Source organism: Rhodococcus sp. P4_F5 (assembly GCF_056401315.1).
In genome coordinates this window covers 1-15,103 of record NZ_JBFUJP010000005.1, presented here as the reverse complement: position 1 = coordinate 15,103, position 15,103 = coordinate 1, and the positions used below count along the sequence as shown (strand labels likewise).

Annotated in this window: 12 protein-coding genes and 1 pseudogene; 8 read left to right on the top strand and 5 right to left on the bottom strand. The window is 69.2% G+C overall.

What is annotated here, in order from left to right; all coding sequences use genetic code 11:
* Position 1: 1 nt before the first annotated feature.
* The gene (locus tag AC1DU4_RS04340) at positions 2-1,291 is read right to left on the bottom strand and encodes an inorganic phosphate transporter (RefSeq protein ID WP_477837848.1); all 1,290 of its coding nucleotides are present in this window, start codon (positions 1,289-1,291) and stop codon (positions 2-4) included.
* Between the two features lie 396 nt (positions 1,292-1,687).
* On the opposite strand from AC1DU4_RS04340, the gene AC1DU4_RS04335 reads away from it, so the two are divergent.
* The 5 genes from AC1DU4_RS04335 (at position 1,688) to AC1DU4_RS04315 (ending at position 7,322) form a co-directional block, all read left to right on the top strand.
* Complete coding sequence (locus tag AC1DU4_RS04335; protein ID WP_477837950.1) at positions 1,688-3,082, top strand: ABC transporter substrate-binding protein; 1,395 nt, start codon at positions 1,688-1,690, stop codon at positions 3,080-3,082.
* A 71-nt stretch (positions 3,083-3,153) separates the two neighbouring features.
* Positions 3,154-5,478 (top strand): branched-chain amino acid ABC transporter permease, encoded by a 2,325-nt coding sequence (locus AC1DU4_RS04330; RefSeq protein ID WP_477837847.1) that lies wholly within the window; start codon positions 3,154-3,156, stop codon positions 5,476-5,478.
* Positions 5,465-6,226: an ABC transporter ATP-binding protein gene (locus AC1DU4_RS04325; protein ID WP_477837846.1), complete on the top strand. Its 762-nt coding sequence runs from the start codon at positions 5,465-5,467 to the stop codon at positions 6,224-6,226. Before AC1DU4_RS04330 ends, AC1DU4_RS04325 begins: the two co-directional genes overlap by 14 nt.
* Positions 6,223-6,966 (top strand): ABC transporter ATP-binding protein, encoded by a 744-nt coding sequence (locus AC1DU4_RS04320; RefSeq protein ID WP_477837845.1) that lies wholly within the window; start codon positions 6,223-6,225, stop codon positions 6,964-6,966. The genes AC1DU4_RS04325 and AC1DU4_RS04320 overlap by 4 nt, the downstream gene beginning before the upstream one ends.
* 2 nt (positions 6,967-6,968) lie before the next feature.
* The gene (locus tag AC1DU4_RS04315) at positions 6,969-7,322 is read left to right on the top strand and encodes a hypothetical protein (protein ID WP_477837844.1); all 354 of its coding nucleotides are present in this window, start codon (positions 6,969-6,971) and stop codon (positions 7,320-7,322) included.
* Positions 7,323-7,384: 62 nt separating this feature from the next.
* Here AC1DU4_RS04315 and AC1DU4_RS04310 read toward each other — a convergent pair whose 3' ends face one another.
* Entirely contained in the window at positions 7,385-8,986 is a 1,602-nt protein-coding gene (locus tag AC1DU4_RS04310; RefSeq protein ID WP_477837843.1) for an MFS transporter, read from the bottom strand.
* Between the two features lie 232 nt (positions 8,987-9,218).
* On the opposite strand from AC1DU4_RS04310, the gene gad reads away from it, so the two are divergent.
* Positions 9,219-10,604: a glutamate decarboxylase gene (gad, locus tag AC1DU4_RS04305; RefSeq protein WP_477837842.1), complete on the top strand. Its 1,386-nt coding sequence runs from the start codon at positions 9,219-9,221 to the stop codon at positions 10,602-10,604.
* Between the two features lie 17 nt (positions 10,605-10,621).
* Here the strand turns inward: gad and AC1DU4_RS04300 are convergent, their stop codons facing one another.
* Together AC1DU4_RS04300 and AC1DU4_RS04295 are read right to left on the bottom strand one after the other, a co-directional pair.
* Positions 10,622-11,002 (bottom strand): VOC family protein, encoded by a 381-nt coding sequence (locus AC1DU4_RS04300; protein WP_477837949.1) that lies wholly within the window; start codon positions 11,000-11,002, stop codon positions 10,622-10,624.
* Between the two features lie 2 nt (positions 11,003-11,004).
* Entirely contained in the window at positions 11,005-11,454 is a 450-nt protein-coding gene (locus tag AC1DU4_RS04295; RefSeq protein ID WP_477837948.1) for a hypothetical protein, read from the bottom strand.
* A gap of 74 nt (positions 11,455-11,528) precedes the next feature.
* Between AC1DU4_RS04295 and AC1DU4_RS04290 the strand changes: the two genes are divergently transcribed.
* Complete coding sequence (locus tag AC1DU4_RS04290; RefSeq protein ID WP_477837841.1) at positions 11,529-13,853, top strand: arylsulfatase; 2,325 nt, start codon at positions 11,529-11,531, stop codon at positions 13,851-13,853.
* Between the two features lie 164 nt (positions 13,854-14,017).
* On the opposite strand, the gene AC1DU4_RS04285 is transcribed toward AC1DU4_RS04290, so the two are convergent.
* Complete coding sequence (locus tag AC1DU4_RS04285) at positions 14,018-14,506, bottom strand: FBP domain-containing protein (RefSeq protein WP_477837840.1); 489 nt, start codon at positions 14,504-14,506, stop codon at positions 14,018-14,020.
* Between the two features lie 367 nt (positions 14,507-14,873).
* Between AC1DU4_RS04285 and AC1DU4_RS04280 the strand changes: the two are divergent.
* Positions 14,874-15,103: pseudogene (locus AC1DU4_RS04280) on the top strand (hypothetical protein); the annotation flags it as partial.

Here is a 15,103-nt window from a genome sequence, read left to right as displayed (position 1 = left end):
GTCAGTTTCCTCGGATCGCGGCGTCGGTCACGGAGTCGGTGACGGAGTCGGGGACCGTGTCGGGCACGACCGGCGGTGCCGGGATGTCGGCGAAGTCGACGGCGGCCAGGTCGCCGGCGGCGAGGCCGGCGGCGAGGTCGGTCTCGGCCTTGGTCGGGACCGCGCCCTCCTCCCAGTCGGCGTTGACGTTGCTCGGATCCACCGGCTGCTTGCGCGAGTGCAGGAACATCCAGGCGGAGAGCGAGATCAGGGCCACGAACACCACCAGCACGCCGGGCAGGCCGCCGATGTAGTGGGCGACAGCCCAGCAGGCGGCACCCATCAGCGCGGCCGACGGCAGCGTGATCAGCCAGGCGACGCCCATCCGGCCGGCCACGCCCCAGCGCACGGCGGCACCGCGGCGGCCGACGCCGCTGCCCATGATCGAGCCGGTCGCGACGTGCGTCGTCGACAGGGGCAGGCCCAGGTGGCTCGAGGTGAGGATGATCGCGGCGGAGGAAGCCTCGGCGGCCATGCCCTGCGGCGCGGCGATCTCCACCAGCCCCTTGCCGAGGGTGCGGATGACCCGCCAGCCACCGAGGTAGGTGCCCAGGGCGATGGCGACGGCGCAGCTGGCCTTGACCCAGAACGGCATCGCGGTGTCGGCGGTGATGGTCCCGTGCGCGACCAGCGCCAGGAAGATCACGCCCATCGTCTTCTGCGCGTCGTTGGTGCCGTGCGCCAGTGAGACCAGGGAGGCCGAGCCGACCTGGCCGAGCCGGAACCCGGTGTTCTTCTGGCCGTCGGGGACGTTGGCGGTGATTCGGTAGATCAGCCAGGTGCCGACGGTCGCGATCAGTCCGGCCACCACCGGGGCCAGGATCGCGGGCACCACGACCTTGCTGAGCACGCCGTCCCACACCACCCCGTTCACCCCGAGCGAGGCGATCGAGGCGCCGATCAGGCCGCCGAACAGTGCGTGCGACGAGCTGGACGGAATGCCGAACAGCCAGGTGAGCAGGTTCCAGAGGATGCCGCCGACGAGTCCGGCGAAGACGATGATCAGCAGGGCCTCACCGCTGACCGTGTCGAGGTTGACGACGCCCTTCGCGACGGTGGCGGCGACCTCGACGGAGAGGAACGCGCCGACCAGGTTCAGGGTTGCGGAAAGCGCCACCGCGACCTTGGGTCTCAGTGCCCCGGTGGCGATGGACGTTGCCATCGCGTTGCCGGTGTCGTGGAAGCCGTTGGTGAAGTCGAACCCGAGGGCTGTGACGACCACGACGAGAAGAACGATGAGTTCCGCGTTCACGGGCTAGATCCTCCGTTACGAAACCGTAAAAGTCGAGCCAGTAGGCGCCGTCTGGGAGTGCGCTTCCGCACACGGAGCGGGTATCGTCCTGGCCCTTTTTCCATAACCGGTGTACAGGCCGCTGTCGACCCGGACGGGAGTGTGGATCGTCACAGCCCGAGTCGGCGTGTGGGCGGGCTCACTCGGATGTCTCACTCACCGGGACCCGCCCCGGGCCGGGGGTTCGCGCTGGCTACCTTCCTCGAATCGAGTGACGCAGAACACGTTGCCCGACGGCTGATTCGACGGGCCGGCATGGCCACCGGCCGAGAGTTCGCCAGTCCAGACCAGTGCGGCCCCACCCGGGCAGGCGAGAAGGAGACACCGAACGTGAAACGAAAGAACACGGCCAAGCTGATGGCCGCGCTGGCCTTGTCGGCGACGCTTGTCACGGGCTGCGCGACGGACCGGGGTGGGGATGCCGGCGTGCCGGTCGCCGGGGGCAGTGCGGCGGGCACCGAGGCGGCGGCGTCGTCTGACACGAAGTTCGGCACCCTGGACTCGCCGTGTGGCACGGGCGACGCGAAGGGCGCGACCGAGCAGGGCGTCACCGACACCGAAATCAAGATCGGATACGGCGACGACCGCGGCTACGCGCAGAGCCCCGGTCTGAACAAGGAGATGTCCGACGCCGTCGCCGCGATGATCGACTGGTGCAACGATCAGGGCGGCATCAACGGCCGCAAGATCGTCGGCACCGACTACGACGCCGCCATGACGCAGGCCAACACCGTCATGCAGGAGGCCTGCCGCTCGGAGTTCATGCTGGTCGGTCACGGCTTCGCGATGGACCAGACCGCCGAGCAGACCCGCGTCGCCTGCAACCTCGCGGCGGTGCCCGGGTTCACCGTCTCGCCGGAGGCCGCCAACGGCCCGATGTCCTACCAGGGTGTGCCGTTCCCGGTCGACTACGCGAACGGCTCGGCGTGGTTCCAGATGGGCGAGCTGCGCCCCGACCTCAAGACCGAGTTCGACCTGGTCGGCTCCACCATGCCCACGATCATCACCTCGCTGACCAAGGTGCGCTCGATCGCGGAGGCGGCCGGGTTCAAGCTCAAGGACTGCGGCGTCACGCTCAACTACCAGGGCGAGCCCAGCTACGTGCCGTTCGCCGAGAAGTACAAGCAGTGCGGCGTCAAGGGCCTGTGGACCTCCCGCTCGCCGGTCCCCAACGAGTTCAACTTTTTCAAGGCGATCGACCAGGCCGGCATCGACCCGGTGATCCTCGGTGAGGCCACCTGGTACGGCAACTCCGCGCAGACCTTTAACAAGGACAGCGGCGTCCTGGACAACCTCAACGCCGGCATGACCTTCCAGATGCTCGAGAACGCGGACAAGGTCCCGGCCGTCAAGAAGTACCTGGACCTGGTCTCCGCCGAGGGCGGCAAGACCGCGCTGCTGGGCATGCAGTCCACTTCCTCATTCCTGCTCTGGGCCACCGCGGCCAAGGAGTGCGGCTCGGACCTGACCCGTCAGTGCATGGTCACCGAGCTCGCCAAGATCCACGACTGGGACGGCGGCGGACTGCACGCGGCCACCGACCCCGGCAAGAACATCCCGGCCAAGTGCGGCCTGATGGTCGAGCTGACTGGTGACATGTACACCCAGGCGTTCCCCAGCGCGACGGGCGAGTTCAAGTGCGACGACGCGTACCTGGTCAAGACCGACCAGTCGACCTGGGGCACGGACCTCGGGCCCGACCGGGTCGCTACGAAGTTCCTCGGACCGAATGTGATCAAGCCGCAGGCCTGACCCACAGTTCGCTCCTCTCGACGGCGGGCGGCGGATTCCGCCGCCCTCCGTCCTAGAACAAGGGTTCTCACATGGACACTTTCGTGACGTTCACGATCCTGGGCCTCGTGCTCGGGTCCGTGTACGCGATCGCAGCCTCCGGGCTGGTGCTCACCTACAACACCTCAGGCATCTTCAACTTCGCGCACGGCGCCCAGGCGATGCTCGGCGCGTTCCTCTACTGGCAGCTGCGCGTCGGCTGGAACCTGCCCACCCCGCTCGCCCTGCTGATCGTGCTCGGTGTCTTCGGTCCGCTCATGGGACTGGCGCTGTACTTCCTCATCATGCGGGGCCTGCGGGACACCGCGGAGGTCACCAAGATCGTGGTGACCGTCTCGATCATGCTCGGCATGCTGTTCCTCTCGCAGTGGTTCTGGCACCCCGAGGATCCGCGCACCCTGACGATGTTCTTCGGCGACAACAGCAAGGTCTCCTTCTTCGGCGCCACCGTCCGCTACCACGAGATCCTCTGCCTCGTCGCGGCCGTGGCCATCGCGGTGGGCCTGCGGCTGCTCTTCACCCGCACCCGGATGGGCGCGACCATGCGCGGCGTGGTGGACGACCCGGACCTGCTGCGGCTGAGCGGGCACAACCCCGAGCGGATCGCCGGCTTCTCCTGGGCACTGAGCTCGATGCTGGCCGTCCTCGCCGGCATCCTCGTCACCCCGATCAGCGGCGGCACCCTCGAGGCAAACCTGTTGACCCTGTTGGTGATCGACGCCTTCGCGGCCGCGATGTTCGGTCGGCTGCGGAGCATCCCGCGCACCTTCGTCGGCGCCGTGGTGCTCGGACTGGCCGGCACCTACCTGCTGGGGTACGCGCCGACCACCTGGACGTGGACGTCGAATCTGCGGGTCTCGCTGCCGATGATCGCGCTGTTCGTGGTGCTGATCGTGCTGCCGCAGGACCGGTTGCGCGGCGCCGCCGTCCGCACCCGGGAGCGGTACCACGTGCCCAGCGTGCGCAAGGCCGTCGCGTGGRGCGCGGCCCTGATCGTGATCGTGTACCTGATCCGCCTGCTCATGGTGGAGTCCGCGATCTCGACGCTCACCATCGGCATCACCTTCGCGATCGTCGCGCTGTCACTGACCGTGCTCACCGGGTACGCGGGCGAGATGAATCTGGCGCCACTGTCGTTCGGCGCGGTCGCCACGATCGTGGTGTACCACTTCGGGATCTCCGGATCGGGCCTGGCGCAGCGCCTCACCGTGCTGGGTGTGGTGCTCGGCGTCCTGGTGGCGGCACTGGTCGGCGGCCTGGTCGCGCTGCCGGCACTGCGTCTGCGTGGCCTGTACCTGGCGCTCGCGACCATGGCGTTCGGCGTGTTCCTGTCCAACATGGTGCTGCGTGACACCACCGAGCACGAGCTGTTCGGGGTGAAGTTCTCCATCTTCACCGGTGGCTCCCTGGTGATCCCGCCGCTGAAGGTGGGCCCGCTCGACCTGGACAACGAGACCACCTTCCTGATGACCGCGACGGTGCTGTTCGCCGTGCTCGGCGTCGCGGTGGTGGCGCTGCGCAACAGCGGCTACGGCCGGCGGCTGGCCGCGATGAAGGACAGCCCGGCCGCGTCCGCGATGCTCGGCCAGAACCTGGTCAAGCTCAAGCTCAGCGTGTTCATGATCTCCGCCGCCATCGCGGGCCTCGGCGGCATCCTGATGTCGAGTGCGATGGGCGCGGTCTCCGGCGACAGCTTCACCATCATCATCAGCCTGTCGCTGCTGATGCTGACCGTCGTCGCGGGCATCGGCTATGTCAGCGGCGCCTTCTTCGGCGGCGTCATGGCCGGAGTCGGTTTCGCGATCATCATGGTCTCGTTCAACAACCTCGCGAAGGCGCAGCCCGAACTCGAGGGGCTGTACCTGCTGCTCGGCAACATCGCCGCGGTCAGCCCCGCGCTGATCGGTATCGGCGTCGGGCACAACCCGTCCGGCAGCGTGCACCAGGTAGTCGAGGGCTACCGCACCCTGCGTAACGCCAAGCCCGTGCTGTTCGGCGGCGCCGCGTTCGTGGCAGTGCTGTACGTGCTGGCGCTGACCGGGATGCTCGACAACTGGTGGTTCGCGTCGCTGACCATCGCGACGGTGTTCCTGCTCCCGGTGATCGGCCAGATGGTGATGCCCGCCGCGGTCCTGGGCGAGGAGGAGCTGGCCCGGCGACGCACCACGCCGCCGGAACTGGTCGGCATCGACGAGCCCTACACCGAGGAGGGCCGGATCCGGCTGGACAACGAACTCGGCCTGCCCGCAGTGACGGTTCCGCCCGTCCGGGCGCTGCCGGCGGCGAGCCCGGTCGTCCCGCCCGCCGCCAACGTGACGGAAACGGTGAAGGAGTTGACTGTCAATGGGGTCTCATGAGTTGCCGGAGTCGGCCGCCCCGCTGCTCGAAACACGGGGCATCACCGTCCGATTCGGCGGGCACACCGCGGTGGACGAGGCCAGCATCGCGGTGCACCGCGGCACCGTCACCGGCCTGATCGGACCCAACGGCGCCGGCAAGACGACACTGTTCAACACCGTCACCGGTCTGCAGAAGCCGACCAGTGGTCAGGTGTTGATCGACGGCGTCGACGTCACCCGGAAGGCGCCGTACAAGCGGGCGCACATGGGCCTGGCGCGGACCTTCCAGCGGCTGGAGCTGTTCCTGTCGCTGTCGGTACGGGACAACCTCCGTGTCGCCGGCGACATCCACCGCAGCGGCACCCGGCGCAGGTACGACGTCGAGGCGGAGACCGACCGGCTGCTCGAGCTCACGGGTCTGGCCGACGTTGCGCACCAGGACGTCTCGGACATCCCCACCGGCCGGGCTCGCGTCGTCGAGGTGGCCCGCGCGTTGATGACGGACCCGCGGGTACTGCTCCTCGACGAGCCGGCGTCCGGGCAGACGGAGAAGGAGACGGACGACTTCGCCGAGCTGTTGGTGCGGCTGGCGTCGGACGGTCTCGCCATCTGCCTCGTCGAGCACGACCTGCCGCTGGTGATGCGGGTGTGCTCGCAGATCCACGTGCTGGACTACGGCGCCCTGATCGCGTCGGGAACCCCGCAGCAGGTGCAGAAGGATCCCGCGGTGATCGCCGCGTACATCGGAACGGAGGCGGTGGCATGACGGCACCGGCGATCGGCCCGTCGAATCCCTCGGCGGCGCAACCGGAACCGTTGCTGGAGCTGGTCGGGGTGCGGGCCGCCTACGGTCCCATCGAGGTGCTGCGCGGGGTGGACCTGGCGCTGTACCCGGGAACCGTCGTCGCGTTGCTCGGGCCCAACGGCGGCGGCAAGACGACGACGCTGAAGGTGTGCTCGGGGATCATGCCCGTGTCCGCCGGCGAGTTCCGGCTCGCGGGCCGGTGCGTCAACGGCGTCGACGCCTCCGAGCTCGCCCGACTGGGCATCTGCACCATCCCCGAGGGCCGCGGGGTGTTCGCCAACCTCACGGTGCGTGAGAACCTCTGGGTGGCAACGGGTACCGGCGCCAGCCTCAAGGACCTCGAGGCCGCCGCGTACGAGCGCTTCCCGATCCTCGGCAAGCGTCGCCACCAGCTCGCCGGCTCGATGTCCGGCGGCGAGCAGCAGATGCTCGCGCTGTCCCGCGCACTGGGGACGGCGCCGACCGTGCTGTTGCTCGACGAGCTCTCGATGGGCCTGGCGCCTCGGGTGGTCACCGAGATGTACGACATCGTCGGACAACTCGTCGAGGAGGGTCTGTCGATCCTCGTCGCCGAGCAGTTCGCCCGTGCCGTGCTGCCGATCGCAACCTCCGCGGCGCTGATGCTGCAGGGCCGGGTGGTCCGCAGCGGGGACCCGCAGGAAATCGACCGTGAACTATCTACCAGTTACCTAGGAGGATGACGATGACCGCACTCGCGCAGGACCGTCGTGAGCAGTTCAAGAAGGACGTGTCCGAGTTGAAGTTGAAGTCCGGCGGCAGTGGCGGCGACGGCGCGACCCGGGTTGTGGGCCTGGCGTTGATGGTGGTCGGGGCGGTGGCCGCGTTCATCGTCTACCTGTCCTCGCTCACCCAGTCCGACCTGCGCAACATCGCGTCCTACCAGATCCTGGCGACCGCGTTCCTCGCGGTGACCGTGATCGGCGCGGCGCTGTACCTGGCCGGCGCGGTCGCGAAGGTGCTGCGGCTGTGGCTGCTGCGTCAGCTCTACGAGGCGCAGGCGCAGACCGACCAGATCGCAGAGGCGTTGCGCAAGTAGTCGCTCGTCGATGCCCGGCCCGGGACCCTGTCGATCTGACATGCACCGACAGGGTCCCGGGGTCAGCGCCGGATCCGGCCGCTGGCGAACAGCGCCCCGGCGGTGATCAGCGCGGCCACGGCGAATGCCATGCGCAGCGCCTCGAGGCGTGCGTCGGTGTTCACGTCGACGATGGCCTCCGCGGYGGACTCGCTGACCGAGGCCTCGGCGAGCGCCGACCGGAGTTGGGTGTCGGACAGGAAAGGCACGCCCGCAACCAGTTCGGTGCTCGCCTGCTGTTGCACCGACGGCGGCACCTGCGGGTTGGCCGCGATGCCCGCCGCCACCGATGCGCTGAGGGTGCCGATCAGGACCGAGCCGATCAGGGCGGTGCCCAGCGAGGCACCGAGATTGGTCGCCGTGTTCTGCAGTCCGCCGACCTCCGGGCTCTGCTCGTCCGGCACCGCGGAGACGGTCACCGCGCCCAGCTGGGAGGACAGGGCGCCGAGTCCGAAGCCCATCAGCAGCATCGGCACGGCCACCACCGCGGCGTTCGCGCCCGGGTCCATGCCCGCCGCGAGCATCAGGATTCCCGCCAGCATCGACGTCAGCCCGAACCGAACCACGCGGCGGGGACTGGCGAGCGGCCACACCTTGGGAATGCCGGCAGCCGCCACCAGCAGCGACACCGACAGCGGGAACAGTCGGACGCCGGTCTGGAGCGCGTTGAGTTCGAGCACCACCGACAGGAAGAGCGGCACGACGAAGAACACGCCCGCCTGAATCATGAACTGGGCGAGGAACATCGTCAGCCCGCCGGTGAGCTGGTCGTTGCGCAGCAGCCGGACGTCGAGCAGCGGCTCGCCGCCGGTCTCGGTCAGGTGCGACTCCCACCGCAGGAACCCGTAGACCACCAGCAGGCCGGCGAGGATCAGCCAGAACGTCGGGGACAGGCCCAGCACCACGGGTCCGCCGGGAGTCGGGCGCAGCCACCCCCACTCGCTCGACCGCAGGACGCCGTACACCAGCATGCCCAGACCCGCCACCGACAGGCCGGAGCCCACCAGGTCGAGCCGTACCCGGCGCGGCGCCACGTCCTCGATCCGTTTGAGCACCAACAGGATTGCCGCGACCAGGACGACCTCGCCGAGGAAGACGTACCGCCAGGACGCGAAGGTGGTGACCGCCCCGCCGATGAGTGGGCCGGCGGCGACGGCCATGGCGCCCGCCGCGGCGATCAGGCCGTAGGCCCCGGTCCTGCGCTCGGGCGCGAAGTTGGCCGCGACCAGGGCGACGATGGCCGGCATGATCAGTGCCGCGCCGAGACCCTCGAGCAGGGACCAGCCGATCAGCAGCACCGCCAGGTTCGGCGCCACCGCGGTGGTGAACGATCCGATCCCGTACACGACCAGGCCGATGCCGAATGCGCGTCGACGACCCAGGATCGTGCCCACCTTGCCGCCGGTGATCATCATCGTCGCCATCACCAGGGTGTAGAGCGTGATGGCGGTCTGGATGCCGGTGATGGTCGTGCCGATGTCCGACGCCACAGTGGCCATGGACACGTTCATCACCGAACTGTCCAGGGTCATCAGGAACTGGCCGGCGGCGAGTACCGCCAGTACCAGGCGTGAACCCGAGTGGTCGGTGGCGCTCCCGGCGGGGACCGGTGCCGGGGAACTCATGATCTCTCAGCAGTCACTCTTGTCGCCTCGCCGTCCTCGGTCGCCGCGTGATCGCCGGACGCCCTGGTCTGGAGCGGTGCGCCGGTCAGCCTCGTCGATTGTCGCCCCGCGCGGCCAACGGCGGATTCACCCGGCTCGGGTGAATCGGCACCCGGCCGTGACTGCTGCACTAAAGCTGACAGGGCGGCGCTGGTTGTGTTCGCGTCGCTACCCGGATCTGACCGGAGGCACCGTGACCGCGCACCCGTCCCGCCGCAGAGATGTCATCACCCCCGCCTACACAGGCAGGCTCGCCACCGACCCAGTTCCGGCCCTCCGGATGCCGGACGACGACATGGACCCGGCGGCCGCCTACCGCTTCATCCACGACGAGTTGATGCTCGACGGCAGTTCCCGGCTCAACCTCGCGACCTTCGTGACCACCTGGATGGATCCCGAGGCCGAGACGCTGATGGCCGAGACGTTCGACAAGAACATGATCGACAAGGACGAGTACCCGGCGACCGCGGCGATCGAGGCGCGCTGCGTGTCGATGGTGGCGGAACTCTTCCACGCCCCGGACCTGTCCGAAACCGACCCGGCGTCGGCCACCGGGGTGTCCACCATCGGGTCCAGCGAGGCGGTCATGCTCGCCGGCCTGGCGCTGAAGTGGCGGTGGCGGGCGGCGCGGCAGGCCGCGGGCAAGGACGCCGCCCGGCCGAACCTGCTGCTGGGCAGCAACGTCCAGGTGGTGTGGGAGAAGTTCTGCCGGTACTTCGAGGTGGAGCCCAAATACCTGCCGATGGCGCCGGGGCGCTACTCGATCACCCCGGAGCAGGTGCGCGAGGCGGTCGACGAGAACACCATCGGGGTGGTCGCGATCCTGGGCACCACCTTCACCGGCGAGTTCGAGCCGGTCGAGGCCATCGCCCGGACCCTCGACGAACTGGCCGCCGCGGGCGGGCCGGACGTGCCCCTGCACGTCGACGCGGCCAGCGGCGGCTTCGTGGCCCCGTTCCTGCACCCGGACCTGAACTGGGACTTCCGCGTCCCGCGGGTGGTGTCGATCAACGTCAGCGGTCACAAGTACGGCCTCACCTACCCGGGGATCGGCTTCGTGGTGTGGCGCGGACGTGAGCACCTGCCCGAGGAGCTGGTATTCCGGGTGAACTACCTGGGCGGGGACATGCCGACGTTCACCCTGAACTTCTCCCGGCCGGGCAACCAGGTGGTCGGCCAGTACTACAACTTCATACGCCTGGGCCGCGCCGGCTACACCTCGATCATGCAGTCACTGCGCTCGACCGCGGTGCAGATATCCGACCGGATCTCCAAGATCGAGGGGCTGCGGGTGATCACGGACGGCACCGCGATCCCGGTGATCGCGTTCGAGCTGACCGGGGATCCCGGGTACACGGTCTTCGACATCTCGCACGAGCTGCGGGCCCGGAGCTGGCAGGTGCCCGCCTACACGATGCCCGCGGACGCCGAGGACGTCGCGGTGCTGCGGGTCGTCGTCCGTGAGGGCTTCAGCGCCGACCTCGGGCACAGCATGTGTGACGACCTCGAGGCGGTGTGTGCGCAGCTACGCGAGCACGGCACCGGGGGACACTCCCATGCTCAGCACTTCGCGCACTGACGGCGGGGCACTGGGCGTCAGCGGGTGTCGCGGCGCAGCGGGTGGTCCGCGGGCACCTGCACCAGGACGATGGGGACGCCGTCGGGGTCGGCGATCCACATCTCGTGCAGGCCCCACGGTTCCTGCTGCGGCGCCCGCACGATCGGGACCCCGGCCCGGGTCAGCTCCGCCTGCACGTCCTGCAGGTCGCGGACCTGTAGCCACAGCGCGCCGTGGAACGTCGACGGACCGGCCGAACCACCGTGCGCGGCAAGCTCGACCATCGACTGTCCCGCAAAGAACACCGTGCCGCCCGGGTACTCGCGGGCAATCGCCAGTCCGAGGGTGTCGCGGTAGAAGCGCAGGGTCGTCGGGTAGTCCGCCGGCCGCAGGATCAGCCGGCTGCTCAGGATTTCCACCGTCATGCCTCCTCGGGTGGGGTGGACTCGTGACCCGGACGGCCGTGGGTGCGCCGGGCCTCCTTCATCAACGCCTCGTACAGGTGCCGGCGGCCGTCGAGGACCGCCTCGCGCACCTCTCGTTCCCAGCCCCGGAACTCCGTCCAGTAGCCGTCGTCGAATTCCTCGACCACCTGGAAGGTCCAGCGCCCGCGGAGCACGTTGCGCCCGACCAGCTCCTCCTCCAGCCGGTCGGCGAGCCCGCGGTGTCCGGCCGCCCGCAGCGCCTCCACCGCCTCGCCGAGCTGACGGTCGGCATGCCCGATCAGCTGGTGGAAGTCGTACAGGTGGCCGCGCGCGCGTTCGACCGTTTCCAGTGCCTCCGACAGCTTTCCTGCCGCCGCGACCTCGGCGTCGGTGACGCGGTCGGGTCGGAGGTGCTGTGGGGCGGGCTGCTCGGGATCGGCCATCAGTTCAGTGTGCCCGACACCGGCCGCGGCTCGCCGTGATCTCGACCCGGATTCGTGACACGAAAGGGACAACACGCATGAACTCGAATGTGATCGCAGACCCGATACCCGGCGGCGACACGCTGCCGTTCCCGCCGACCGGCTCGGGGAGCGTGGCCGGCCGGACCATGCAGGAGTCGGTGTACAGCCCGCGGCCGAAACCACGGCGGCTGCCCGACGACGCCCCGAACATCCTGGTCGTGCTGATCGACGACGCCGGGCCCGGGTTGCCCACCCCACTCGGCGGCGAGGTCGCCACCCCCACCCTCGAGCGGGTGCTCACCGAGGGCGTCGGGTACAACCGCTTCCACACCACCGCGATGTGCTCGCCGACCAGGGCCGCGCTGCTGACCGGGCGAAACCACCATCGCGTCGGCTACGGGCAGATCGCCGAGTTCGCGAACGACTGGGACGGCTACTCCGGACACATCCCGAGGTCCAGCGCGACCATGGCCGAGGTGCTGCGGCACTACGGCTACAGCACGGCCGCCTTCGGCAAGTGGCACAACACCCCGGCCGTGGAGACCACCGCGGCCGGTCCGTTCGACAACTGGCCCACCGGCGTCGGATTCGAGTACTTCTACGGCTTCCTCGCCGGGGAGGCATCGCAGTACGAGCCGAACCTGGTGCGGAACACCACCGTCGTGCTGCCGCCGAAGACGCCCGAGCAGGGCTACCACCTGAGCGAGGACCTCGCCGACGACGCCATCGGCTGGCTGCGCCGGCACCAGGCCTTGGACGCCGACAGGCCGTTCTTCATGTACTGGGCGAGTGGCTGCCTGCACGGCCCGCACCACGTGACGAAGCCGTGGGCCGACCGGTACGCGGGCAGGTTCGACGACGGCTGGGACGCCTACCGGGAGCGGGTGTTCCTGCGCGCCAAGGAGGCCGGCTGGATCCCGCCGGAGGCCGAACTCACCGCGCGGGACGCGAGGATGGCGGCGTGGGACGACATCCCCGAGGAGGAGAAGCCGTTCCAACGGCGGCTGATGGAGGTCGCGGCCGGCTACGCCGAGCACTGCGACGTCCAGGTGGGACGGCTGCTGGACGAGGCGGAGCGGCTCGGGTACCTCGAGAACACCCTCGTCGTGTACATCTGGGGCGACAACGGCTCGTCGGGGGAGGGGCAGGGCGGAACCATCAGCGAGTTGTTGGCGCAGAACGGGATTCCCACGACGGCCGACCAGCACATCGCCGCGCTCGACCAGCTCGGCGGCCTCGACGTGCTGGGCTCGCCGGTGACCGACAACATGTACCACGCGGGCTGGGGGTGGGCGGGTAGCGCGCCGTACAAGGGCATGAAGCTGTTGGCCTCGCACCTGGGCGGTACCCGGAACCCGATGGCGGTGCGATGGCCTCGGAAGGTGGCGCCCGACCCGACGCCGCGGTCGCAGTTCCTGCACTGCAACGACCTGGCGCCCACCGTCTACGAGCTCGTCGGGATCACCCCGCCGCGGATGGTCGACGGCTTCCCACAGGACCCGATCGACGGCGCCAGCTTCGCGCAGTCGCTGGTCGATCGAGAGGCGAAGGCGGGCAAGCTCACCCAGTACTTCGAGATCATGGGCAGCCGGGCGATCTACCACGACGGCTGGATGGCCTCGGCCTTCGGTCCGCGGGCGCCGTGGCTGCCGGGCATGCCGCCCGGGATCATGGACTGGAGCCCGGACGACGACGTCTGGGAGCTGTACAACCTGGACGAGGACTGGACGCAGAACCACGACCTCGCGGCCGAGCAGCCGCAGAAGCTGGCGCAACTGCGCGAGCTGTTCGCCATGGAGGCGGCGCGCAACGACGTGCTGCCCGTCGGCGGCGGACTGTACGTGCTCACGCATCCGGGGTTGCGGGTCGCGACTCAGCAGCGTCGGTGGGACTTCTCCGGCGACATCACCCGGATGCCCGAATTCTGTGCTCCCGCACTGGGAAACAAGAACAACCGGGTGACCCTCGAGCTGACGGCCCCGGACCGGGCCAGCGGCGTGCTGTACGCGCTCGGCGCCAACTCGGGCGGACTGACGTGCTACGTCGACGACGGGTACCTCTGCTACGAGTACAACCTCTTCATCCTGATGCGGACGAAGATCCGGTCGTCGGAGCGGTTGCCGTCGGGCGGCCGTGTCGTCACGGTGGAGACGTCGTACGTGCAGGAGCGGCTGGGCGGGTCGCTCCGGGTGGTGATCTCGGTGGACGGGGAGACGTTCGCGGAGGGGGTGGTCCCGGTGAGCGCGCCGATGCTGTTCACCGCCAACGACTGCCTGGACGTGGGCACCTGCCTGGGTTCTCCGGTGTCACTGGACTACCGCGACCGGGCCCCGTTCCCGTTCGAGGGGCAGATCGAGCGCATGCGGGTGGAGTACACGTGACGAGATTGCGGTAGCAGGCTCAGGGGTACCCGAGTTCTGTTGGGGTGTGGTCGAACTCGGGGTACGCCGGCGGGTTGGCTTTCGAGTGTCGGCGCATGGCATCTGCCTCCGTTCGGGTCGGGCAACCGGCGCGCGCTGCGTCCGGGGTCAGTGCTTGGTTGTGGTCAGGCGTAGAGCCGAGCGACGAAGGCGCTCATGTTCTCGCGGACCCGCTCGACCTTCTCCTCGATGCTGAGGTGTTCGCGGTACCGGTTGCCTAGCGCGGGCCGCTTCTTGTTGCGTGCGTACAGCGAGCACGCGAGGTCGGTGCACATGTACGTGCCGGTGGTGTTGCCCCGGCGCCCGGAGTCGCCAGCTCTGAGCGCGGCCATCAGCGAGACGCCCCCGCCGGTGTGCGTGGTCTTGCAGATCGTGCACATCTGCGCCCGTCCCGATCCGGGGGTCGGGTAGCGCAGCGCGACACCGACGAGACGATCGTCGTGGGGGACGACCAGGTAGCCGCGGCCGGGGAGCGACGGGGCGCGCCAGCCGAGGAAGTCGAGGTCGTCCCACGGCTGATCGTCGAGGTCTCGGGGGACCGGTAGTCGCTTGGCGTCGCCCTTCGAACAGTTGACGAACGACTCCCTGATGTCACTTTCGGTGACGGGTTCCATGACGGATCGGCTCCTTCTGGTCGATTGGGGCTTGGTTGACGGTTGCCAAACCGAGGTGACGTTACGACCGGTCGTTGTGTTGGGCAAAGGGTTTTCTGTGCGGGGTTCTTCCGTGCTCGGGGCGACCTGCGTGGGCCGTGGGTCGGCCGGCGCGTCTGCATTCCGGCCGCCCGCTTCATGGCCCGGGTTCGTGGCGGTCCAGCAAGAATTCGGTCGGGTGGTGGATCGTTCGGCCGGCGCCACGGGTGAGCTGTCGGTGCTCAGGAAAGCCGGTCCTGTCGGGGGTCTTCTCGCTGCCGCAGACTTGTCGCACCCCCTCGCTACACTTCGAACAGAACGTCGAATCGGGGCCCGGGGGGTGACAACGATGACCGCAGTTCACGACCACGCCGTCGACCATGTCATCGACAACGCCCCGCTCGCCGACGCCCCGCTCGCCGACGCCCCGCTCGCCGACGCCCTCCGCACCGTCGAGACCGGCATGCAGTCGCTGCGCGGACTCGACACCGGCGCCGTCTCCAACCGGGACCGCCTCGCCCTGCTGGTGCGACTCGAACGCATCGCCCGCACCGTCCCCGCCCTCGGCCACACCCTGGT

Coding starts and splice junctions, on each gene's coding strand:
- AC1DU4_RS04335 (WP_477837950.1), top strand. CDS start 1,688: ATGGCCGCGCTGGCCTTGTCGGCGACGCTTGTCACGGGCTGCGCGACG.
- AC1DU4_RS04325 (WP_477837846.1), top strand. CDS start 5,465: ATGGGGTCTCATGAGTTGCCGGAGTCGGCCGCCCCGCTGCTCGAAACA.
- AC1DU4_RS04320 (WP_477837845.1), top strand. CDS start 6,223: ATGACGGCACCGGCGATCGGCCCGTCGAATCCCTCGGCGGCGCAACCG.
- AC1DU4_RS04315 (WP_477837844.1), top strand. CDS start 6,969: ATGACCGCACTCGCGCAGGACCGTCGTGAGCAGTTCAAGAAGGACGTG.
- AC1DU4_RS04290 (WP_477837841.1), top strand. CDS start 11,529: ATGAACTCGAATGTGATCGCAGACCCGATACCCGGCGGCGACACGCTG.
- AC1DU4_RS04285 (WP_477837840.1), bottom strand. CDS start 14,506: ATGGAACCCGTCACCGAAAGTGACATCAGGGAGTCGTTCGTCAACTGT.